General features: G+C 59.3%; 17 protein-coding genes and 5 pseudogenes. 13 read left to right on the forward strand and 9 right to left on the reverse strand.

The window, feature by feature from the left end; all coding sequences use genetic code 11:
- Positions 1-697: pseudogene (locus tag IVA96_RS07845) on the reverse strand (RNA polymerase sigma-54 factor); the annotation flags it as partial.
- 425 nt (positions 698-1,122) lie between these two features.
- A pseudogene (locus tag IVA96_RS07850) lies at positions 1,123-1,350 on the reverse strand (aldehyde dehydrogenase family protein); the annotation flags it as partial.
- Positions 1,351-1,831: 481 nt separating this feature from the next.
- Between IVA96_RS07850 and IVA96_RS07855 the strand changes: the two are divergent.
- The 3 genes from IVA96_RS07855 to IVA96_RS07865 all read left to right on the forward strand — a co-directional run bounded on the left by IVA96_RS07855 (position 1,832) and on the right by IVA96_RS07865 (position 6,007).
- Positions 1,832-2,779 (forward strand): CoA transferase, encoded by a 948-nt coding sequence (locus IVA96_RS07855; RefSeq protein ID WP_247416654.1) that lies wholly within the window; start codon positions 1,832-1,834, stop codon positions 2,777-2,779.
- A 268-nt stretch (positions 2,780-3,047) separates the two neighbouring features.
- Positions 3,048-4,265 (forward strand): CoA transferase, encoded by a 1,218-nt coding sequence (locus IVA96_RS07860; protein WP_247416656.1) that lies wholly within the window; start codon positions 3,048-3,050, stop codon positions 4,263-4,265.
- A 278-nt stretch (positions 4,266-4,543) separates the two neighbouring features.
- Positions 4,544-6,007: an alkaline phosphatase family protein gene (locus IVA96_RS07865; RefSeq protein ID WP_247416658.1), complete on the forward strand. Its 1,464-nt coding sequence runs from the start codon at positions 4,544-4,546 to the stop codon at positions 6,005-6,007.
- Positions 6,008-6,129: 122 nt separating this feature from the next.
- Here IVA96_RS07865 and IVA96_RS07870 read toward each other — a convergent pair whose 3' ends face one another.
- Positions 6,130-6,357 (reverse strand): hypothetical protein, encoded by a 228-nt coding sequence (locus IVA96_RS07870; RefSeq protein WP_247416660.1) that lies wholly within the window; start codon positions 6,355-6,357, stop codon positions 6,130-6,132.
- 481 nt (positions 6,358-6,838) lie between these two features.
- Between IVA96_RS07870 and IVA96_RS07875 the strand changes: the two are divergent.
- Positions 6,839-7,855, forward strand: a pseudogene (locus IVA96_RS07875) (IS5 family transposase).
- Positions 7,855-8,194, forward strand: a pseudogene (locus IVA96_RS07880) (hypothetical protein). Before IVA96_RS07875 ends, IVA96_RS07880 begins: the two co-directional pseudogenes overlap by 1 nt.
- A gap of 1,074 nt (positions 8,195-9,268) precedes the next feature.
- Here the strand turns inward: IVA96_RS07880 and IVA96_RS07885 are convergent.
- Positions 9,269-9,451 carry a hypothetical protein gene (locus IVA96_RS07885; protein ID WP_247416662.1) on the reverse strand — a complete coding sequence of 61 codons (183 nt, stop codon included), beginning with the start codon at positions 9,449-9,451 and terminating at the stop codon, positions 9,269-9,271.
- Between the two features lie 512 nt (positions 9,452-9,963).
- Between IVA96_RS07885 and IVA96_RS07890 the strand changes: the two genes are divergently transcribed.
- The gene (locus IVA96_RS07890) at positions 9,964-10,107 is read left to right on the forward strand and encodes a hypothetical protein (RefSeq protein ID WP_247416664.1); all 144 of its coding nucleotides are present in this window, start codon (positions 9,964-9,966) and stop codon (positions 10,105-10,107) included.
- Between the two features lie 41 nt (positions 10,108-10,148).
- On the opposite strand, the gene IVA96_RS07895 is transcribed toward IVA96_RS07890, so the two are convergent.
- Positions 10,149-10,430: a helix-turn-helix transcriptional regulator gene (locus tag IVA96_RS07895; protein WP_247416666.1), complete on the reverse strand. Its 282-nt coding sequence runs from the start codon at positions 10,428-10,430 to the stop codon at positions 10,149-10,151.
- A 434-nt stretch (positions 10,431-10,864) separates the two neighbouring features.
- Between IVA96_RS07895 and IVA96_RS07900 the strand changes: the two genes are divergently transcribed.
- Both IVA96_RS07900 and IVA96_RS07905 read left to right on the forward strand, forming a co-directional pair.
- Positions 10,865-11,143: a DUF2285 domain-containing protein gene (locus IVA96_RS07900; protein ID WP_247296149.1), complete on the forward strand. Its 279-nt coding sequence runs from the start codon at positions 10,865-10,867 to the stop codon at positions 11,141-11,143.
- Positions 11,144-11,557: 414 nt separating this feature from the next.
- Positions 11,558-12,097, forward strand: a complete 540-nt coding sequence (locus IVA96_RS07905) for a DUF2285 domain-containing protein (RefSeq protein ID WP_247416667.1) — start codon at positions 11,558-11,560, stop codon at positions 12,095-12,097.
- A gap of 217 nt (positions 12,098-12,314) precedes the next feature.
- On the opposite strand, the gene IVA96_RS07910 is transcribed toward IVA96_RS07905, so the two are convergent.
- From IVA96_RS07910 to IVA96_RS07920, 3 genes and pseudogenes are all read right to left on the reverse strand, one after another.
- The gene (locus IVA96_RS07910; RefSeq protein WP_247416670.1) at positions 12,315-13,223 is read right to left on the reverse strand and encodes a LysR family transcriptional regulator; all 909 of its coding nucleotides are present in this window, start codon (positions 13,221-13,223) and stop codon (positions 12,315-12,317) included.
- 362 nt (positions 13,224-13,585) lie between these two features.
- Entirely contained in the window at positions 13,586-14,458 is an 873-nt protein-coding gene (locus IVA96_RS07915; protein ID WP_247416672.1) for an isocitrate lyase/phosphoenolpyruvate mutase family protein, read from the reverse strand.
- A gap of 12 nt (positions 14,459-14,470) precedes the next feature.
- A pseudogene (locus tag IVA96_RS07920) lies at positions 14,471-15,373 on the reverse strand (aminotransferase class I/II-fold pyridoxal phosphate-dependent enzyme).
- Positions 15,374-15,939: 566 nt separating this feature from the next.
- Here IVA96_RS07920 and IVA96_RS07925 point away from each other — a divergent pair.
- The 5 genes from IVA96_RS07925 to IVA96_RS07945 all read left to right on the forward strand — a co-directional run bounded on the left by IVA96_RS07925 (position 15,940) and on the right by IVA96_RS07945 (position 21,402).
- The gene (locus tag IVA96_RS07925) at positions 15,940-17,538 is read left to right on the forward strand and encodes an ABC transporter substrate-binding protein (protein ID WP_247416675.1); all 1,599 of its coding nucleotides are present in this window, start codon (positions 15,940-15,942) and stop codon (positions 17,536-17,538) included.
- A gap of 74 nt (positions 17,539-17,612) precedes the next feature.
- Positions 17,613-18,599 carry an ABC transporter ATP-binding protein gene (locus IVA96_RS07930; protein ID WP_247416677.1) on the forward strand — a complete coding sequence of 329 codons (987 nt, stop codon included), beginning with the start codon at positions 17,613-17,615 and terminating at the stop codon, positions 18,597-18,599.
- Positions 18,596-19,594 carry an oligopeptide/dipeptide ABC transporter ATP-binding protein gene (locus tag IVA96_RS07935; RefSeq protein ID WP_247416680.1) on the forward strand — a complete coding sequence of 333 codons (999 nt, stop codon included), beginning with the start codon at positions 18,596-18,598 and terminating at the stop codon, positions 19,592-19,594. The genes IVA96_RS07930 and IVA96_RS07935 overlap by 4 nt, the downstream gene beginning before the upstream one ends.
- Positions 19,594-20,526 (forward strand): ABC transporter permease, encoded by a 933-nt coding sequence (locus tag IVA96_RS07940; protein WP_247416684.1) that lies wholly within the window; start codon positions 19,594-19,596, stop codon positions 20,524-20,526. The genes IVA96_RS07935 and IVA96_RS07940 overlap by 1 nt, the downstream gene beginning before the upstream one ends.
- Before the next feature lie 39 nt (positions 20,527-20,565).
- A complete protein-coding gene (locus IVA96_RS07945; protein WP_247416686.1) occupies positions 20,566-21,402 on the forward strand; it encodes an ABC transporter permease in 837 nt (278 codons plus the stop codon).
- 506 nt (positions 21,403-21,908) lie between these two features.
- Here IVA96_RS07945 and IVA96_RS07950 read toward each other — a convergent pair.
- Positions 21,909-22,112, reverse strand: a 204-nt coding sequence (locus IVA96_RS07950; RefSeq protein ID WP_247416682.1) for a hypothetical protein, incomplete at its 5' end; no start/stop codon positions are given.

Below are 22,112 nucleotides of genomic sequence, written 5' to 3' on the forward strand. Positions count from 1 at the left end.
GATGTCCTCGTCGTCGACGCCGCAGACCTTGCGCAAGGACGCGATGTCGCGCTTGGCGAGAAGATCGAGATGCTCGACCAGGGCCTGCATCGCCGGATCGTAGCGGTCGAGCTCGCGCAGCTGGATCGCCAGGCATTCGCTGAGGGATCGTGCGCAGACGCCGGGCGGATCGAATTTTTGCAGCACGGCAAGGACGTCCTCGACATCCTGTTGCGATGCGCCGAGACGCTCGGCGGCCTGGCCGAGATCCGGCGGCAGATAGCCGCCCTCGTCGACGAGGTCGATCAGGTACTGGCCGATCATGCGCTGCGCCGGCGCGGTGAAGGCAACCGAGAGCTGCTCGGCAAGAGAGCCCAACAATGTTGTCTCGGCAGCGACAAAAGCTTCAAAATTGTAGTCTTCGTCACCGAGGAGCCGCCGCCCCATTCGGTATAGGTGGTCGGCGCGGCGTCCTGGGCGTTGCGCGCGGCCGCCCCGGCGCGCTGCTCGGCGCTGACCTCACCGACCCAGTCAGGGATTCGACGCCAGCTACCTCGCCATTGGCGCGCTCGAGCAGAGGATTGCGCTCGAGCTCCTCCTCGACGAAGGTCGTGAGATCGAGATTGGACAATTGCAGCAGCTTGATCGCCTGCATCAGCTGCGGCGTCATGACCAGCGACTGCGATCGCCGGAAATCTAATCTCTGCGCGAGCGACATGGAGCAAGAACCAATACTGAACTTAGTCGAGGTTCTTTGATCTAGTCAGGAGCTGATCCACGCGCTTTGATGTGGCGCAAAAGCAGAGTCGAGGTGGGATTTCTGGTGCGAACGACTGGAAGGACGGCAGATATGCCGGACGAATTAGTGGGCAATTGACAGCATCTCCGGATGCTTGCGTCGTTCCAGCATGATGCGGATCGTTGCTTCTCCGAGCACTGCCGGAGTGTCTGACGCGGAATGCCTTTGGCACTTGTTCTGCCGGCGCCTTTACCTGGTCCGATTTCCGCTTCATCTTCGCTCTTGGTGGCTATCAGGAACCAGAAATCCTCGCTCTCAAGGTCCTCAACCCACAAGTGCTGACGGCAAACAGGCTCTGGCCTATTCCACGACTCAATTTCGGAATGCTGTAGCCCGTTGCAGGCCTAGACCGGCCACGGGAGGGAGTACGTTTTCAGCTGGGTGAAGCCGCGCATCGCCTCGAGGACACCCTCCTTATAGCCGAGCCCGGATTGCTTGATCCCGCCGAAGGGCGTCATTTTGGTCCGATAACCGGGAACTTCCCATACGTTCACGCTTCCTACGCCGCCACCATCGAAGATGTTCGCTACATTTCGGGTATTGGATCTTGTTTGGCAGATAGCCGAGCGCAAGCGGACGCTTTGTCCCATTCCGCACATTTTGCGATAGATGCTTCAATGCGCTCAATTGCGTCGAACGCGATGCAAAGTCTATTTAGCCCTTGTCTCGCGTCATGAATTTCGGGTGGACGCGATTGGTACGATTGTTGCTGCGTTAGCCTCACTTCCTCTACGAGAGCGAAAAGAGCGCACACGGCTTTGTCTGCATCTAGCTGTTCCTACATTTTGCATAAGTTCGGCAATGTATCCCGCCGTGGACAGGCAAGTGCCGGCCACTTAATGGCATTTTGCTTCTTCGAGCCGGATGTTGACTGTCCTAGTCATTGTCGCTCGGGTCCACGTGATTTCCGCCGTGCTCAGGCTCGATTCCGAGTACCGGCTACAGAACGGGCCCTTGATGCTATACCACGACGGCCGGGATACCCATGGACTGCTAAGCAGCGTACGTCCGCTCGTCGAGACGCGGATTCGGCCAGTGATATTGGGGCATGGTATGGATAGCAAAAGGAAACACTCTCCGGGGGTATTGCCACAACAGAGGGTGATTGAGGTCGGCAGCTCGGACGCAAGCAGCTATTGCGCTCGATTGTTCGCAGATTTTGGGGCTGACGTTCAGAAGATCGAGCCGCCAGGGGGAGATCGAATTCGCCGTACTGCGCCACTCACTCACAAGGGCCAAAGTGCGTGGTTCGCGTTTCTCAATTTCAACAAATCAAGCACGATCCTCGATCCTGCTGACGCGGGCACGATCGCCCGACTAACTGCACTGATCGAGGATTGCGATGTCTTGATCGATGGCCGGGATGTTGATTCCGCGAATTGCCCACCCATTGATATCGCTGCGATCCGTGCCCGCCACTGCGGCTTGACCCACGTTGAGGCGAGCTGGTTCGGGTGTGGAGGACCCTATGCAGGCTTTGCAGCGACGGATTCGACGATCCGTCCGCGTGCTGGCCTCATCAAGCTGGTTGGACCGGCAGAGGGGCCACCTTCACACGCTCCAGATTTCCAGACAGGTATTCTTGCCGGCCTGTGGGGTTCTATAGCCGCGGCTTCTTCGGTGATTGCTCGAATGCGCGGCGAGCAGGGCCGGAGGTGGTCACTCAGTATCTTCGAATCGAGCCTCGCTCTCAGCGAATATTTCATCTTTGAGGCATCGGCGCATGGCAAAGTCGTACGCGGTATTGGCATCAATCGCTTCTGGCCGGTCTTTCCGACAGGTATTTACGAAACAAAAAAGGGATGGCTTGGCGTTACAACCTTCACACCCGCTCGGTGGAGAGCGTTTTGCGATATGCTCCGCCTTTCCGAACTTGGAGACAATCCGGATCTGCTCCTCGGCAAGGATCGTCTGCAGGATATTGAACAGATCGAACAACAATTCGTACCGAGACTGAAAAAGCGTAGAGCGCAGCAGTGGTTTACCGAGGGGCGTAAGTAAGATTTCTATCGTGCCAGTACCCCAAATGTCTGATCATCTCCAAGACACTGAGAGGAAAGAGCGCGGCACGACCGCGCCTGTTCTCCTTGACGGAGAAGAGGGCCTGACCGCCAGCTCGATGCAACGCCTGACGTTAACTCCGCCGCGTCGAGTTGGTAAGGTTCCGGCTGCGGGCGAACAGCAAGCTATCGCGAACGTCCTGAGGCGTCTGCCTTCACCTTCAGCGGCCTGCGCTGATGCCGGACGGCCGCCGTTGGATGGAGTTCGCGTGATAGACTTCTCGATGGGGTGGGCAGGACCGTTGTGTACGCGCATCCTGGCCGATCTTGGTGCGGACGTCATCAAAATCGAGGCCATCCAATATCCGCATTGGTGGCGTGGCGTTGACCGACGCCCAGCTTTCATCGAAGATGAAATGTACGAGCGGGCGCCATGCTTGTGCATCATGAACCGCAACAAACGCGGCATTACACTCGACCTCACCCAGCCACGAGGTCTCGCTCTTGTTAAGCGCCTTTTGACGAAAGCTGATATTGTCGTCGATAATTATTCAGTAGGTGTCCTGCCGAAGCTCGAATTAGGTTGTGATGTGCTCCGATCGCTCAACCCTCGCCCGGTTAAGCTGTCGATGTCCGCGTTTGGCGCGGATAGTAGGTATCGCGATTGTCGGGCCTACGGCTCAACTCTCGAGCAGGGCTCGGGATTGCCGACTGTGGTCGGAAAGTTCGGCATGCCGCCCGTGATGAGCCATGTTGCTTTCGGAGATGCTATCCGCGGCTTGAACGGCTGCGCCGCAATTCTGATCGCGCTGATTTGTGCCCGTGATGCCGGGCAGGGGCAACTTATTGACCTTTCCCAGATCGAATGCATCCTGCCATTTGCGGCGCCATGGCTCACTATCCACTCGATTGACCCTATGCCGCCGAAAAGGTACGGCAATCGATATCCGCAGTTCGTGCCTCACGGCTGCTTTCGATGCGAAGGCGAGGATAACTGGCTTACAATAGCCGCCACCGACAATGAGATGTGGCAGAGGCTGGCCATTCTTATTGGTCGACGAGACTGGGCCATGGACCTGTCGCTTAATTCTGCAGAAGCCCGCCGTAGTATTGATGACAACATCGAGAACGCTATCGTAGCCTGGACGCGCACCCGTGATGCAGATCAGGCGATGTTCGAATTGCAGTCGGTAAGGGTTGCGTCCGGCGTAGCTCGGCATCCAATCGACCTGCTCCACGATCCCCTTCTAAGGTCGCGCGGATTTCTGCAGCAAGTCGAGCGCCCACTTTCATCGGGCGCGCATCTACAGCCATCAATGCCCGATCCGCGAAGGGGTCGGACCTTATGCGATTCGTGCGGCGGCGCCGACCCTGAGGCGGCACAATGCGCGATCCTGACTGGGCTTCTCGAGCTCTCCCATAACGATGTTGCAGAGTTGGCGGGAAAAGGCATCATCGGGACGACAATGCTCTGCGAGGGACGTTAAAGAAAGAGTGCGTCTTCAGGATAACCGGTGTCCGGGAGCGGCTGTCGTGTGTGATGATCGCGGCACGACCTCGCGCCCTGTGCGAAAGTCGTGAGGGGATCATGGAAGGGTTCACATGGACGGCGCAAAAAGTATCGGTGACATGGTCTCACCCATCCTGTGCCGATCTCTCACCGTGTCGCGGCGCTTCAAGCGAGCAGCCGTGGGAGCCTTGAAACATACAGCAAAGCGAGCGTGCCATTATGTCAGATCGATCAGGTCCAAACCGCGTTATCATCGTGCTGTTTGGCGGGCTTCGCCCCGATCTTGTTAGTCCATCGCGGACGCCGAACCTAGATAGACTCAGGCGCCGCGGTGCTACGCTACTGCGGCAGCGCACCATCTATCCCAGCGAGACCCGGGTTTCACTGACGAGCCTGATTACTGGCGCGACGCCGGATCATCATGGCATTGTCGGCAACAGGTTTGTCGACCGCGTGGCCACGTCGCCGCGCTTGATCGATACGAGCGACGACCGCCTGGTCGAGGACCTTGATGCCGCGAGCGGCGGCCATTTGGTCGGCGCACCGTCGCTGGGCGAGATCCTCGCAGCGAACGGCAAGACCTTTGCGGTTCTCGCCTCCAATTCGGCCGGAGCAACTCGCATGCTGAACCACAAGGCTCGATCCCTGAGCCAAGTGACGCTCTCGGGTCATTTCGCTCGCATCGCGACGTCGGCCGCAATGCTGGAAAGGGTCGAGGCGCGGCTTGGGCCGACGCCCGCGCAGACGCCTCTCGGTACGCCGGATCTTGCCGCTCAAGCCTTTCTAACTTCGGCGTTGCTTTACGAGGTCTGGCCTCAAATTCAGCCCGATGTCGCAATTCTCTCCTTCGGCGAGCCGGACACCTCGTCGCATCATTGCGGAATTGGCGCGACGCCGACGCTGGAGGCGATCCGCTTTCTCGACCGTGAGTTCGGCCGGGTGCTGGATTGGTGGGAATCTGAAGGAGCGCCCAGGGGCGTCCATCTTATCGTAGCATCGGAACATGGCCATGTCACGGTGCACGCGCAGGCTGATCTCTTGGACACGTTGAAGGCGACTGGGATGCGTTCTGGCCAAGTGCCAGGACCGGGGGTCGACGCGGTCGTCATATCGGGGCAGGTTGGCGCCATTTACCTGACGGAGCCATCCGACCGCGCCATCCGCCGCTTGGTTGCGGCAATGATGGAACGCCCTTGGTGCGGACCGGTTTTTACGGCCGCTAAGAGCGGAGAGGATGGGATCGCCCCAGGTAGCCTCGCCCGTCATCTGGTCTTCGCCGATCATCCCCGGTCGGCTGACATATTGTTTTCGTTTCGGGGAGACGATGGTCTCGATTCCTTTGGCTTTCCCGGCCGCTGCTGGAGCCCGAATTCGCCGGTTGGGCTCGGTGTGCACGGCGGGCTGCACTCCAAGGAAATGTCGTCGCTCGGCATTCTAGCGGGCCCATTGATCAGAAGCGGCGTGGAATCGCATGTGCCTTCGGGCATCTGCGACTTCGCGCCCACCGTGCTCAGCCTGCTTGGCATTTCGCGACCGTCCACGATGACCGGCCGCGTCCTCGCGGAGGTCCTTATCTTCGGTGCAGAGGATCCTCCAGCCATCGAGATGGTTCATAAGGCGAGAGCCGGTGGATACCAGCAGGACCTGCGTCGCGTGCAGGTCGGCGCGACAATCTACGTCGATTCGGCGGATGCTTCTTCATCCAATTACCGCAGTTGATCGTACGCGAGGGTCGATCACGACTCGTGAAAAAAAACGCCGCTGATCTGCTCGTGCCTGTCTTCCGTCTGATGGCCGCAACTGTAAGCGTCAAGCAGGGCGGGCGACTCAGATTGCCTCGGCTATTGGCTGTCCAAGGTCGCGCTGGGCAGCAATGGTGGCGGATTTGAAACAAAGAAAGCTGTGCCGCTCTGCGCGCGGATCAACGCCGTATCGATCCGGATGAGATCTCCGTCGCCTTTGTTGAACGACAACACCTGTGTTCCGCAGAGCGAACGCCATGAGTAGGGCGGCTCCTTGCCGTGCTTCGACAATCCCATTGGCACCATGGCGACAACGCCCCGAACCACCGCGTCCCCTCCAACAAGTGAAGAATGGAAATCTCTTGTAACCGTGTGTTAGTCCATTGGTTCGACTACGACAGCCCCAGTCGGTCAACGGTTTGTCGACAATCACCGAAACAAGACTACTAATGTTGGTGCCGTCTCCCTAAACGCGCGACGATGATCGCCTCGCCGATCGACACTTGATGTCGTCCTCGGTGCTGATGCCGACTTCGGCCTTAACCGGGTCTCAACGCCGCTGTACCTGGCCATGTCAGCCAGCGCGGTAGCGCAGGAAGGGCAATTGTCAACTTGTCGCAAGATCAAGCGATTGGTCGTTCGCGCTCGGCCTTCAAGTATCCGTCTCGGAGGAGTAAACTTAAGTTCGTTGGAGCGAGATTCGGCGTCGCCTGGACGTGTTTAGCGCGAAGGCGCGATCGATGGCTCAAGGCTCAAGCTGAAGCATCGATCGTGATTCATTGGCTCCGACGAGATTCGGAGATGGTGTGTGCGCGGCGGCGACAATCGAACGGGTGAGCTGTTTAGCTACGTTGATCTGGAGGCGCGGGTGCGGCGTGATCATCCGCTGCGAGCGATCCGGACGATCGTGAACGAGGCGCTGCGTTGCTGGAGCGAGTTTTCCGCGCTCTGTTCGCCGATTGGGCGGCCGTCGATCCCGCCGGAGAAGATGCTGCGGGCGATGCTGTTGCAGCGCCTCATTCGATCCGCTCCGAGCGGCTTCTGGTGGAGCGGCTAGAATACGACCTCCTGTTCCGCTGGTTCGCCGGAATCGGCGTCGACGACGCGGCCTGGGACATTCGGTGTTCTCGAACAACCGCGACCGGCTGCTGGAAGGCGACATCGCGGCGAAGTTCCTGGCGGCGGTGCTGGCGCAGCCGGGGGTGGAGAAGCTTCTATCGAGCGATCACTTCTCGGTCGATGGCACGCTGATTGAGGCCTGGGCCTCGATGAAGAGCGTCAGCGAGAAACGCTCGAACGACACCCACGCTTCGACTACCGATCCCGATGCCAGGCTCTACCGCAAGGGCAAAGGCAAGGAGACAAAGCTGTGCTTCATCGGGCACGGGCTGAGGAGAACCGCCACGGCCTGCTCGTCGACGCCTGCCTCGCGTTGGCGGACAGGCATGCCGAACGGGTGGCGGCGCTGCACATGATCGAGCCTTATGCCGACCGGCGGACAGCGATCACGCTCGGCGCCGACAAAGCCTACGATGCAAAAGACTTCGTCAATGAGTTGCACTCGATGAATGTCACGCCGCATGTTGCGCAGAACACCAGCGGCCGCAGCTCGGCGATTGACGGGCGAACGACCCGGCACGGCGGCTATGCCGTCAGCCAGCGCATCCGCAAGCGGATCGAGGCGGCATTCGGCTGGATCAAGACGGTCGCCGGGCAAGAGAAGACCAGCTTCCGTGACCGTGATCGCGTCGCATGCGCCTTTACCTTCGCTGCCACCGCCTACAATCTGGTGCGACTGCCCAAGCTGATCGCGGAGACCGGCTGATGGCCAAGGTGCCCGGCTTCGCCAAGGCTTTTGCCGGCCGCTGGCGCATCGTCGAGATGGACGTCTGGGACAGCGACTTCCTCGATCTTGTCGAAGAGGCGCATCTTCGAGGGCAAGTCCGATGGCGAAATCGCCTTTGGGGCTCTCAAGGGCTTGCTCGACGTCCGCTACGGCGCCCCAGACGGTTCGGCCTGTGCGGAGTTCTCATGGGAAGGGCACGACGAGAATGACCCTGCCGGCGGTCGCGGATGGGTCATGATCGGCACTGCGGGCAGGCTCGTCGGCCACTTCTACATCCACGATGGTGACGACTCAGCCTTCGTTTGCAAACGTGGATGAGTTCTTCAACAGCCTGCTAGACTTCAGGACGATCGCCTTTAGCCGGCCCACCGCGTCCGGCAAGTCAGCTCTCGATATCTATTCGCGAACGCGTTTGGATCACCGACCTCGGCTTCTCGAATTGCAGGGCCTAGCTCGGATGATACTACTCGCAGGCGCAGTACTCACCTTGGACCTCTTGAGGTGATCGAGACTGGTCGCCGGCGGAATCTGTCAAGTTCCGCAGGCTGCCAGTAAAACCGCGGGATGATTTGCACCACCACCTTTCACCTTCGCCTTATCGTGCGGCTTGCGCGGACGCATAGGTAGGATAAAGGTGGCGTGATCTTGGCCAGCTCCTCTTTAGGTTGGCGAGCTCATAGCGACAGATGGCGTTACGCGGATCTCAGAGCGTCCCAGCCGATCGCCGTCGGCCGCCGATCGCCCGCCAAGCATTAACGTGCATCGCAATCCAGTCAGCTACCGCTTGCGACCAGCGCGCTCGGCAAACGTGTGGTTGGATGCTCCCGCAGGCGACGAAGACATGAGCCAGCCGCTGCGCGCCGGTCCCGGGCGTCGAACACCGGCACCTTGTCGCCCGCGAAGCCGACGAACAGCTTCTCTCCAGGCTCAAGTGCCTGGCGCACTCGGCGAGATCATCTCGCTCCACCCCGGTAGAGGTTGCAGGATCGGCTGTAGCCAGCCGCCGGGGTGCTCCGCGCGATATTCATCCATACTGTATGCATTCCATCAAAACTATGCATTTTACAGCTCCTGGGGTCGCACATAAGACACGTTGAGGGCGGCTGGGGCCAATCTAAGGGAGCGACTCTCGAATGAAAAAATTGGCTTTGTAACTGCGAGCGCCGTGGCGCTTGCAGCGGCGGTACCCCTGTCGTCCCTGAGGTTGCCGCGCAACCGGTCGACACCAACACACGGGTAGCCAATACACACTACCCTCAATGCGATGAGATGCCCTTGGAAGGCTTCTGCGACCTCATTTTCTGTATAGCCGACCCGGATTGTACGGCGCCAGGAATTGAGGACTGATCAGTCTTTTCGAGAAGGGATGCTCTGGTTCATCAGGGCTCGCCGTCACAGCGTCTGAGACAAATTGACGGTTTGGCCGATGAGGGATTTCTGGTTCATCGTAGCCACCAGAAGCATCGATGAAACAGAAATCTGGACCGGGCAAGTGCCACCAGAACGAGTACCAAAGGACATTCGGCGCCAGAACATGCCGGAATATCCGTCGGCAGAGAAGATGCTGTCGTCCAATAAGGACTGCAGGGCGACGAGAATATCTTTAGAGCTCAGCCGGCCCCAGGTATTGCCGCCTCAATGTACATGGCGGGTCCAAGGACTTCCTCGGGACCGATAGACATCGCCTGGCGGCGATACGGCGCGTGTGGCAACTTCTGGCGCGTGAAGGATCTGCGTCGTGAGACGACGGCGCTGAAAGAAATGGTGGCCGACTTTTCGGAAACGCGGACGCTCAAAAACGTGAACGGGGATGGGGAGAACGAGGCATGAGATCTCCTGCGCCCGAGGAAAACCGAATCATCTACCTGGTGGAGCAATCGCATGTCTGGCCAGGCGGGGCAGGCTTGGTATCCCACGTGCCACATTCTATCACTGGTATGAGGGTTACCGGGAGGGCGGCAGCGACACGCTGACCCATCATCGATCTCGACCGGAGCGGGTCTCGGCGAAGACGAGGGCTGGCTGTCAGACGTCGCTTTTATAATGGACCCCGAGGACGGCCTCATCTGATCTTTGACCATGGCATCATGGCGTTCACCGACTACGGCAGCGAGAACCTGGTGGAGCTCATCAGGGTACACAAGGAAAACCCGAACTCCTCAAGCGGTGAAATCGGCGGGTCCACTGTCCGCCCCCCGGTGAGGTTTGCGGCAGTCGCGAAATTGATGTGAGCGGCTTGGGCAGCAAGTACAAAGCTCGTGCGTGAGGAGTGTTATTTCTTTCTGCTACGTGGGGGTACGGGCTTTCGACCCTTACGCAACGGCTTGGGAGCCGTCGCCCCTTTGGGCGGCTGAAGAAAGAATTCCGACAAATGAACCCCAAGCGTTTCCGCGATACGGTCGAGAAGATCGATTGTCGGGTTCTCCGATTGCTGCTCGATACCGCCCATATAGGAGCGGTCGATCTTGGCATCGTATGCCAATCGCTCTTGCGAAACACCGCGATCTACGCGGATCCGGCGCACATTCCAGGCGACAAGCGCACGAGCTTTCATGCGCTAAAGCAGCCATTCCGACGGCCATCAAACCACTGGCTATAACCATACTATTGCGGTACGTTCGCCCAAAATGCAGATGAGCAGAGTCCGCGCGTAATTCGAATGAAGGAGCGGTACTGAATTCAGATGGCGCGCCGAATCAGCCTGTGCTGACGAGCTACGACGAGCTGCGTCCCATTTCGGCCTCTTGATTCGAAAGGCTGGACGACAGTTCTGCTGATCGAGCGGAACGGACTGCGATCGAATGCATTCGGACGATGGTCGGAGCGAACGAATTGAAGGGAACGACGGCAGTCACCGCCGTTAGGTATTCATTGACTTTGGCAAGAATGCTCCCACAGGCCGCGACAATCGGCTCTCTACGAAGAGGTTCTGAATACGGCTACCGTCCCTAAAATCGAGGCTTCTCAATCTGGTAGGACTTTCAGGCCGTGCCGTCCGATCCCAAGATCGCAGATTTCGCGCCTAACGCGCCGCAGCTCACGCCCTATGACGAGCAACATGCCGTCACGTATATGCGTCTGCTGGATGCCGAGGCCGATAACGCTGATTGGCGAGAAGTTGCGCGCATTGTGCTTGGTATTGATGCCACCCTGGATCCGGATCGCGCCCGACGTATCTTTGAAAGCCATCTGGCTCGCGCCAAGTGGGCGGCACGTCATGGCTTTCGGCAGCTCCTGCAGCGCGGTTGGCCGAAGAGTGAGGAATAAGTGCGTTCGAAACGGACGTCCCTTCTGGTGATGACCGATCGCAAAATTAGATCATCATATCGCGCAAACTGCATCAATCGCGAAGACCTGCATTCGGTCAACCAGAAATAGTCACATTCGTCGGGCTGCAATTCCCTGCATGTGCGTTATCAACATACGGGGAAAGTGGTGCGATGCCAGGTGCTGACTGGAGATCAGAGAAGGCCTATCCCGATGCCAACAAAGCAGAGGCCGCGGACATAGCTTGGGAGTGGCTACGCCGCAACGGCGAGTACCAACGAGACTATTTGGCTCTCGCCATGAGCGAACGATCCGACGCGATGCCGGACCATTTGCGGCAGCAGTGGGGACTGTCTTTTCGCAGCTGATCCGCAAAAGACCTTCGACCAACAAGCCATTTTCTGGGCGCCCGAGGTGCTCGCGACCGTGCTGTCCTTGCGCGCGGCTGTCCGCTCGGCAGCGTCGTACGATCTGGATTTCAGAAAATTGGCGGGTAGCGAGCTTCGCCATGCGCCGGATGGATGGCATGCCATCGTGGCGCTCGGAGGAGCAAAGCATCGCCTGTGGCTAACAGAACTTCCACCGAGCGGCTCCTCGCTTGCCGTCGACCTGCCGTTCGACGGCAGTTTCGAGGTTCGTTTGTCGGCAGCACATCGTTTTTGGCTGGCGCTCGAACGGCGCCCCATCGGACCACCGCCTCTGACGCTGCCAATCTTGACCCGCCGTCGGCTCATCCTCGCCTTGCGTGCGGTCGATGGGTCGTTGGAGGGACACAGCTATCGCGAAATCGCGCAAGGCTTGTTCGGCAAGCATCGCATTCCCGATCGCGGCTGGAAAACGCACGATCTGCGCAGCCGGACCATTCGCCTGGTCAAGACCGGGCTGCTTCTGGTGCGAGGCGGCTATCGCGCCTTGCTCCGTCGCAGGCGTAAAGGCGAGGGCGACCCGTCCTGAGCTTTGGCTGATCGGCTAGCCCGTATCTTACAAAACCATCGTAGTCGGCCGGTTTGAACGCGTTTTGGCAGGGCGCGGGTAACGTCTTCACTTGCAGGCTGGCCGCGGTGCTCGCAAAATGACGAGCTCGCCGGCAATCGGAACAGTCAGCATGTGCAAATGGACACGCTAAGATTCCAAAGATTGATCAAACGTCTGCCATCACGCAAATACGCGATTAGGCGGCTTCCGGAATCGCGGCCTTCTTACAGAGCCGCGCGACCCATCGGCAAAAGGCGCGAGCGACTTCGAGATTGTCACTTCGGTCCACCGCATAGGCCCGATATTGCATGCCGCTTGAAGTACGCGATCCCGGTATGACATGGAGCGCCCCTGTACGCACGAGATCGCTCACAATGATTTCCGGCGCCACCAGCAGGCATTTCCCGGTTATGACGGCGGGCAAAGCAAGGTAATTATGATCGTATCGCGCCCCGGACTTGATGTCCTTCGCGGTCAGGTTCATGGCTCTGAGCCAGGTGGGCAGTATGTCGGGCCTCGAGGTGATATTCAGAATCGGCATTGAGCGGGCAGTGGAGAGCGTTTTTCCCATGACATGATTTGGAGCGCCTACGCATACGAGCATCTCATTGTAGATCGCCCAATCGTCGGCCGGTTCAGCGACACAAAGATCGCGGGTAAGCAGGATGTCGAAATTGTCGGAGGATCTCGGTGGAGACAATGAGCTGATCACGTCGACGACGACGCCGCCCATCTCGGCAGAGAACGCCTGGAGATTGGGTATCAGGAAGGAGTAGGCGAAGGTGGAAAGAGAGGTGTGGACTACGATACGATTGGCGTCCGTTCCGTTCCTCCGCCGCATTCTCTTCGCGGTGAAACACACTGTATCAAGCGGTTCGGCCACGGCGTTCGCAAAGAGCCTTCCAAATTCTGTCAATTCACTGCGTCGGCCCCGCCGTTGAACGAGATCCGTGCCAAAGTAGTCTTGCAACACAGCCAAATAGCGGCTGACCGAGCTCTGTGTCGTTCCCAATATGCTCGCTGCACGCGTCACGCTTCCCTCACGCGCAATGGTCACAAACACCCGGATAGCATTGAGGGGCACTTCATTGTGTTCGGCAGCCATTTTCGCTCCGGTAGCTTCTGGGCTCTCCGCTGATTGTCACGGCGGGCAATTGCCAGAAGCTCCATCACATTATTCGATGTCTATAGCCGGATTGCCGCTTATAAGTGATATCTCGCGCACAAAATCTGCCTTCTCGAGGATTCGGGCGATCTGGCTCGGCGACTTCGATTGCTGCCGACGACTTTCTAAGAGGTGATCTCCAGGTGCCTGCAAGGGGGATGACTGCTGATATCGCGATCGACATCGAGGGCCGTCGAGATGACAGGCCCGAGACTTCTTAGGTGCGTTCAGGATTGCGTGCGAATCAGAGCTCGCTGCTGAGTGCCGTCTCAAAATCTCGCTGGCAGGTATCGGTTCAGCGTTCAGCGAAGGAAGCGAGCTTCAGCCGCCTTGGCCTCTTCCATCTTCTGGATTCTGAAGATCTCATCCACCGGCAGAATGTCCTTGTGGACATTCTGGACGCCACCATCCGCGATGATCCGGCGGAAGGTCTCCTGCATGGCGGTTGCAGCAGCACGAATGCCGTAATTGCCATAAATCATCATGCGGATGTTGCCGAGCATTTTGACCCGTTTGGCATCGAGGTCAGGGTAGGCGTTCGGCACGATGACCAGCGGCACCGTTCCGGTCCAGGCGCGCGCAAAGCTTTCGATCTCGCAAGGAGTCTTGCTTTTCGAATGGATCAGGATCATGTCCGCGCCAGCCTCTACATAGGCGTGTGCCCGATGCAGGGCCTGCACTTCGCCGAGGCCGGCGATCAAGGCTTCCGTGCGGGCGATGACGAGGAAATCCGGATCTGATCTTGCCGAGATGGCAGCCTCGATCTTCCCCTGGAATTCTTCAATGCGCAATAGGTCCTGGCGGCCCTCGGCAGCAAGGCTCGTTACTTTTGGAAAAGTCTTGTCCTCGATGACAACGGCACCGGCGCCGGCCCGCTCATATTCCGTGATAGCGTGAATGACGTTAATCGCATTGCCATAGCCTGTATCGATGTCCGCGACGATCGGAAGCCTCGTGCGTCCGGCGATCGCCCGCAGCATGTCGAGATGCTGTGTCATTGAGATCAGGCTCATATCCGGCAGCCCATAAAGCGCAGACAGCTCGAAGCCGGACGCCCACACTCCGTCGAATCCGGCTTCTTCAGCGAGCATCGCTGAGAATGGGCTGTGGGCGGCCATGACGTGGACAAGGCCAGTCTCAGCCATGCGGGCACGAAGGCGTTTGGCAGAGGACATCGGAAAATCCTTTTAGGACAGGCTCGCGCAGGCGGCGATGATCCGGTCGCAGGCGCGCGTGAGGTCCTGGAGTGAGGAAGCATAGGAGATGCGAATATAGGGCGAAGCCATGAAGCCGCTGCCAGGCACGACAGCCACGGCGAAGGCGTCGAGCAGATTAATGGCAAAATCACTGTCGGTCTCGATCATCTTGCGGTCGGACGCGCGTTTGCCAATGACATCCGCGCAGGAGGGGAAGATATAAAAGGCACCGTCCGGTACACGGCAAGCAAGCCCCTTGGCCTGGTCCAGCTTGCCGATAACAAGATCGCGTCGCTGCATAAACGCGCGCGCGAACTCCTTGATATGGTCCCGTCTCCCTGACAGCGCCTCGAGCGGCATATTGAGAAACCGAGCTGGTGTGCGAAGAGGTCTGGCCCTGGATGAGGTTCATGGCCTTGATCAGCGCCAAAGGCCCGGCACGTAGCCGACGCGCCAGCCGGTCATCGCGTCTGCCTTGGACATCCCGTTGACCGTTAAGGTACGCTCGCACAGGTCCGGTGCGGCCGCGGCCATTGTTGCAAAGTCGGCGTCATAGGTGAGTTTTTCATAGATGTCGTCGGATAGCACATGCACCTGGGCATGCTTGCGCAATACCGCCGCGAGCGCGAGCAAATCGCTTCGGCTGTAGACCGCACCGGTCGTAGACCGCACCGGTCGGATTGCATGGCGAATTCAACATCAACCATTTGGTGCGCGGCGTGATCGCCTGGTCCAGTACCTCGGGCGCAGCTTGAAGCCATCGCGTTCACTGCAGGCGACGAGCACCGGCTTGCCACCTGCAAGCGCCACCATGTCGGGATAGGAGACCCAGCATGGCGTCGGGATCACAACCTCGTCGCCCGGATCGAGGCTGGCAAATAGTGCGTTGAACACAACCTGTACTTCGTCTGCCCGGCACGGATGGCCCGGATGCCAGCTTCACAGATGACGGACGGCGTATCGAATCCGGCTCGCCTTGGCTGAGCGTGATCACATCGGTTCCCTGATCTCGCAGCTCGGCGGCGCGAGCCGTCATGACCTTGGTTTGAGAGGGACGGACGACCTTGAGCCGTTCTGAAACGAGAGACAAGACACGATACCCTACGCGTTCGAATGAGCGATTGGGGGTCTATCCGAAGTCGAACGGCCAGACGAGCCAGGTGATCGCGGCTTTGGATATAATCATCGAAGATTGCGATAATTGTATCGCTTCTTCGTGCGGCTCTGTTGGCGCTCGCATGAGGCCTTTGCGTCTCAGCTCCTCCTCATCATCGGCCTGCCGATCATCGCATAGTTGCAAGCACACATCGACTTATTCGATGTGTGTCATTCTGGCGTAGCAGTTCAGGCTTTTAAGCTCGCGCACAATCGCGAAATTGAGCAACAAAAGCGCTCGATTTCGGGGATCGAGAGTTTGTGCCGGTCGAACAAATCGCGGGCTGGCATTCGCATCAATGAACGTGGAAGCGGAGGCGGTGATGACCCGTATCGATCTGACGCGACGGCAAGCCGTCGCAGGTAGCCTTGCCGCAAGCGTGGTAGCCAGCACAGGCGCCGGCGCTGTGGAGAGTGAGCCTAAGACATTGCCGCGTCCCCGCCTCAAAGTCGGCATGTCCGGATTTCCGCGATCGTTCGACCCGGTTATCGCGACCGATACTGCCATTCGTCGGGTCGTGCCGCAGCTTTTTGATACGCTGATCAGAGTAGACCATGCTCACGACATGACGCTACGGCCGGGCTTGGCCGAGCGTTGGGAGCGGATCAACGCGCAGTCGTTGCGGCTGTTCTTGCGCAAGGAAGTCGTTTTCCATGATGGGGCGCCTTTGACGGCTGAAGATGTTGCCTTTAGCCTTGGTCCTGACCATCTGCTGGGACCTGGACGCAGCGGCATGTCCGAGGCGCTTCAGTCGCTTGATCGGCTCGAGAAGGTCGAAATCCTCGATCCTTACACCGTCATTGTGCATGCAAAGCGCGCCGACGCGCTCCTCGAGCAGCGTCTGGCTGCTTGGGGATCGGAGATCGTGAGCCAGCGCGCCTTTTTGGCGGCGGGCTCGTGGGAGCGCTGGACCACTGCCCCTGTCGGAAGCGGTCCCTATAAGCTCGTCGATCACAAGCTTGATATTCGTGTCTCATTGAGTGCCCACGATGCGTATTGGGGCGGGCGGCCGCCATTCGATGGCATCGAATACCGTATCATTCCCGAGCTTTCCGCGCGCGTGAACGGCCTGCTCGCCAGCGAGCTCGACATTGCCACTGACATTCCGCCCGACCAGTTCGCGGGCATCCAGAAGCGTGCTGATCTCGAGGTCGTCGGTGGTGCCGTGCAGAATATCCGCTCGCTCGCCCTCGATCAGACTGATCCCATTCTGAAGGATGCGCGTGTTCGCCGTGCGATGAGCCTTGCGCTCGATCGCAAGCTGATCGTGCAAAGCTTGTGGGAGAACCGGGTCCCGATTCCGAACGGCTACCAGCTGCCGAGCTACGGGGAAGGCTACATCCACGAATTCCCCTCGCTTGCCTACGATCCCGGCAAGGCCAAGGAGTTGCTGGTTGATGCGGGTTACAAGGGAGAGCAGATCACCTATCGTCTGCTCAACAATTACTACCCCAATCAGGTCTCTGGCGCGCAAACGATGATCGAGATGTGGCGGGCGGTTGGCCTGAACGTCAAAATTCAGATGATGGAAAACTTCGCGCAAGTTCAGCGCCAGCCGGTGCGTGCCATCTTCGATACGTCAAATACGGCGCTGTTTCTGGATCATCTTGGCCATCCCTGGCGTGAATTCGGTCCGAGCGGCACTCTGCCAAGATCGATCGGAGTCTGGAGGAACGAGGAATATTTTGCGCTCGGCGCCAAGCTACTGGACACCGTGCAGAGCGAACAGCGCCGGCCGATCATTTGCCGCATGCTCGAGATCATCAACGAGGTCGATCCCCCTTGCGTGATCCTGCACGTCTCAGGCCAGTTCTATGGCAAGCGTCGCGATGTGCCATGGCTGCCGGGACTGACGCTCGACCTCAATTGCGGCCCATTCAACAGAGCCCTGATCCGGACCTGATCGCGATGACGCATACCTTGAATCGGCTTAAAGCCGATGCAGCCTCTATGATCAGGGACGAGCAGGGGCCTCGCATGGAAGCGCTTCTTCAGATCGAAGGTTTGCGTGTGGCGTTCGACGGTATGCCGACGCTGCGCGGAATCAATCTCAGGCTCGCGCGCGGCGAGTCGCTGGGCATGGTCGGTGAAAGCGGTTGCGGCAAATCGGTGACTTGGCTTGCTGCGCTCGGACTGTTGACGCGGCGCGCTGAAGTAACGGGCAGCGTACGGCTGGCCGGAGAGGAGCTGCTCCATGCACCAGCCTCTCGCCTGGACAAGATGCGGGGCGGTCAGATCGCCATGATCTTCCAGGACCCGGCGAGCGCGCTTAATCCCGTGCACAGGGTGGGCGATCAGATCATAGAATCCTTGCGGCTTCATCGTGGTATGGATCACCGCACGGCGCAGGCCGAAGCGCGACGTCTGCTCGACCAGGTCGGCATACCCGACGCAGCGCGCCGGCTAGGCGCCTATCCGCACGAATTCTCCGGTGGGCAGAACCAGCGCGTCATGATCGCCATGGGGCTTGCAGGACAGCCCGACATCTTGATCGCTGATGAGCCTACCACCGCCCTGGATGTCACAATTCAAGCGCAGATCCTTGAGCTTCTGCGGCAAATCCAGCGCGAGACGGGCATGGCGCTGGTCTTGATCTCGCACGATCTCGGTGTCGTCAGCGAGATCTGTGAACGTGTCATGGTCCTTTACGGGGGGCACATCGTCGAAGAAGTGCCTGCCGACCGTCTCTTCGACCAACCTGCTCACCCATATACGAGAGGTCTTCTTGCGGCTCTTCCAAGTCTGGATGGGCCGCGGCAACGCCTCTTAGCCATTCCCGGTGTCGTGCCAAACGCAGCCGCGTTTCCGCCAGGCTGTCCTTTCGCCCCTCGATGCGATCGGCGGATCGGACGCTGTCATGAATGGGCGATTGAACTCGCTTCGCTGGATGGCGACATCAGACACAGGGCTGCCTGCTTGCATGTCACGAGCGAACCGCGCGCGGACGAGGTCGTGGCTGCATGAGCAGGACTGCTCCGCCGATTCTCCAGGCCGACGGGCTTGTCCGAGCTTATCGATTGCCACGGGGCCTTTTCCACCCTCCAGCGATGGTCCAGGCGGTCAATGGGCTCTCGCTGCAGCTGGCTCCCGGCGAGACCCTCGGACTGGTTGGCGAATCCGGCTGCGGTAAGTCGACTGCGGGCCGGCTCCTGATCGGCCTGGACCGGCCGGATGCCGGCAGGGTCACCTTCGGCGGCGAAGCTTTGCCCGCTATCGGCGATAGTCGATGGCGCCGCCTTAGGATGCGAATCCAAATGGTGTTCCAGGATCCGCTAGCTGCGCTCGATCCCCGCCTGACGATCGGCGCGCAAATAGCCGAGCCGCTCGAAATTCATCGGCTTGGCAGCAAGTCGGAACGAGAGGAGCGGGTCAATGCGCTTCTTACGGATGTGGAGCTCAGGACCGACCACCTCGGGCGCTTTCCGCACGAGCTTTCAGGCGGCCAGCGCCAGCGTGCCGTCCTGGCTCGTGCGCTGGCCACCGATCCGGATCTCCTTGTCTGCGACGAGCCAGTATCGGCACTCGACGTCTCGATCCAGGCGCAAGTGATGAATCTTCTGCGGGACCTGCAGGAGCGGCGGCGCATGGCGATGATCTTCATCAGCCATGATTTGCGAGTGGTCCGGCTGATCAGCAATCGGATTGCTGTGATGTATCTCGGCAGCATCGTCGAGGAAGGATCGTCTGAGGCGGTTCTTCTGGATCCTTTGCATCCTTATTCGCGGGCGCTCGTTTCCGCGGTGCCGAGGCCAGGACGACATCGCTCTCGCACCATCCTTCAAGGAGATCCGCCCAATCCGGCTGCGCGACCGGGCGGCTGTGCATTTCATCCTCGCTGCCCGGTCGCTCTTCCGCTTTGCGCGCGGCTCGCTCCAGAGCTCAGATACGCTCCTGACAGGCGGCGCGTCGCCTGCCATCTGATCGGCGATCATGGTGCCGAACTCGACAAGGAGACATGATGGCTCGTTTTATTCTGGTCCGCTTCGCGCGCGCGTTCCTGACCATCGCAATTGTGGTTACATTCGCATTCGTGGTGCTGCGTGCCTCTGGCGATCCCGCCCTGGCGTTGTTGTCGCCGGAAACGCCGGCGGAAGCGGTGGAGGCCTTCCGAAAGGCCTGGGGGCTCGATGCGCCACTCTGGGTGCAATACGTCAGATACCTCTTTGCCGTTGTTCATGGAGATCTTGGCCAATCGATGCGTGACGGACGTGCCGCGATCACCGTCGTTGCCGAGCGCATTCCTATCACGCTGATGCTGACTGCGCCGGCGCTGATCCTCAACCTGATGATCGGCATTCCGGCCGGCGTCTACGCGGCCCTCAAGCGGGATAGTCTGGCGGATCGCTTGGTGATGATGGTCGCCGTCATCGGCTTCACCGTGCCATCTTTCGTGCTTGGCCTCCTGTTCATACTCGCTTTCGCAGTCGAGCTCCCCTGGTTCCCCTCGGGCGGCGCCGGCACTTGGCACCATGTGGTGCTGCCGGTCATCACGCTCGGTCTGGGCGGCGCGGCCGTTCTGGCCCGCTTCAGCCGCAGCGCCATGCTCGAGGTGCTTGGACAACCCTATATTCGTGCGGCCAGCGCCAAGGGCGTGCCTTGGGTCAGGGTCGTGACCGGTCACGCTCTGCCCAACGCCGCGATAGCGGTGTTGACCATCGTCGGCTTCATGGTCGGCAATCTCATCGCGGGAACGGTGCTGGTTGAAAGCGTGTATTCGTGGCCAGGCATTGGCAGTCTGCTAGTCGTGTCAGTCGCCAGTCGCGATTTGGCTGTCGTCCAGTGCATCCTGCTCGTCGTGGCCGCCGCCATGATCACCACCAATCTTACGATCGATCTGCTCTATGGCGTGCTCGATCCACGTTTGCGCCAGTTGCACTCTGGGAGGCGATAATTGAGCATTTTCGCAGACCAGGTTCTGCCGTCTTCAAAGATGCGACAGGTGTGGTGGTGGCGCGACCGCGCGATCGGAATAGCAGTCGCGTGGCTGGTTTTCATGCTTCTTGTCGCGATATCAGCAGGTCACCTCGCTCCGTATGACTATGCAGCCCTCGACCTTCATCATCGCCTCGCTGCACCTCTTGGCCTTGGCGGAACCATCGCGCATCCCTTCGGCTCAGATGAGCTCGGTCGGGACGTACTGGCACGCCTGGTCATATCCATTCGCATCAGCCTCCTTATTGCTTTCGGGGCGACGTTGATCGGCGCCATCCTTGGCATCACGCTCGGCTTTTTGGCCGCTCACTTCCGCGGCTGGGTAGAGCAGATCATCCTCGGCTGTGTCGATTTTCAGGCAAGCATGCCGTTTCTCGTTTTGGCGCTCGCGGTGCTTGCTTTCTTCGGCAACTCTCTGCTCCTCTTCGTTGGGCTCATCGGTCTCCACGGATGGGAACGCTACGCCCGCGTCACCCGCGCGCTTGCGATGAGTGCCAACGAGCAAGCCTATGTGATCGCCGTACGGCAGCTTGGCGCAAGTCCATGGCGTCTCTACCTGCGCCACATCATGCCGAACATCGCTTCGACGTTGATCGTCACCATGACACTTGCCTTTCCAGACATCATTCTGCTCGAGAGCGGCCTTAGCTTTCTTGGACTCGGAGTGCAGCCGCCGCTGACTTCCCTTGGCAATATGGTCAGCTACGGTCGTGACTATCTGACCCGTGCTCCCTGGATCCTTGTTCTGCCTTCGCTGGTCATCTCGCTTACGACCTTGTCGATTTCGCTGGTCGGCGACTGGCTGCGCGACCGGATCGACAAAACATTGTCGTGAGACTTTGAAAAGCGAGATCGAAGATATCTCATTGCTCGCAGGGGAGACGATCGTACTCTTTCGGCACCATAGCAGACAAGTTCATGCCTTCGTCGGACCTTTCACGTCTCAAGGTGATCTGTTCTTGCAATGGCAAGGCAAGAGAAGCGCCGGTCCTGGCTGGTAAACCTGAAGACGCGTGTCTCACCAGCCGGGCTTGTTCCTTTCCGTGCGTATCAGTTCGACAATGAATCTTCATCAACGATACCGCTCAGGTGGCTTGAACGTGCAGCAAAGCGCGTTTGCTTCGTGCCGACCTCGATCTCGATTTACATGCTGTTGTAGCCTGATAGGCCGCGGCCTCGAGCGCGCAGTTTGGCTCAAGCTGATGTTGGATGCTGTAAAGCGGCTTGCTGTGCGCGGGCGCCCGCACGAGCGTCCAGGTACTTCGCGGGATACTTATTCCAGTCGAGCAATCCCTCTCCCACTGTATGCCGCAGGGAAGCGTAGCCAGGCGATGTTGAAGGTTATTCAGAATTCGTAAGCCGTCGCAAACCTCCGAAAGGAGCGGTGGTCCCTATGCGCAGGGCATGCTTTTTGGCAACCTTCAAGGTGCGTCGGTCCTGTTCTTTCGTGAGCGTCACGATAGGATCACCGGTGCCCGGGCTTGACTTGCGCGGAATGCTCTGGATAGCGCGGTCGGGATGATTGACGCCGCCGGCGCGCGGTGA

This window comes from Bradyrhizobium sp. 159 (genome assembly GCF_023073795.1).
GTDB lineage: Bacteria > Pseudomonadota > Alphaproteobacteria > Rhizobiales > Xanthobacteraceae > Bradyrhizobium.

Coding starts and splice junctions, on each gene's coding strand:
- IVA96_RS07930 (WP_247416677.1), top strand. CDS start 17,613: ATGGAAGCGCTTCTTCAGATCGAAGGTTTGCGTGTGGCGTTCGACGGT.
- IVA96_RS07945 (WP_247416686.1), top strand. CDS start 20,566: ATGCGACAGGTGTGGTGGTGGCGCGACCGCGCGATCGGAATAGCAGTC.
- IVA96_RS07855 (WP_247416654.1), top strand. CDS start 1,832: ATGGATAGCAAAAGGAAACACTCTCCGGGGGTATTGCCACAACAGAGG.
- IVA96_RS07940 (WP_247416684.1), top strand. CDS start 19,594: ATGGCTCGTTTTATTCTGGTCCGCTTCGCGCGCGCGTTCCTGACCATC.
- IVA96_RS07935 (WP_247416680.1), top strand. CDS start 18,596: ATGAGCAGGACTGCTCCGCCGATTCTCCAGGCCGACGGGCTTGTCCGA.
- IVA96_RS07915 (WP_247416672.1), bottom strand. CDS start 14,458: ATGTCCTCTGCCAAACGCCTTCGTGCCCGCATGGCTGAGACTGGCCTT.
- IVA96_RS07910 (WP_247416670.1), bottom strand. CDS start 13,223: ATGGCTGCCGAACACAATGAAGTGCCCCTCAATGCTATCCGGGTGTTT.
- IVA96_RS07890 (WP_247416664.1), top strand. CDS start 9,964: ATGGCGTTCACCGACTACGGCAGCGAGAACCTGGTGGAGCTCATCAGG.
- IVA96_RS07895 (WP_247416666.1), bottom strand. CDS start 10,430: ATGAAAGCTCGTGCGCTTGTCGCCTGGAATGTGCGCCGGATCCGCGTA.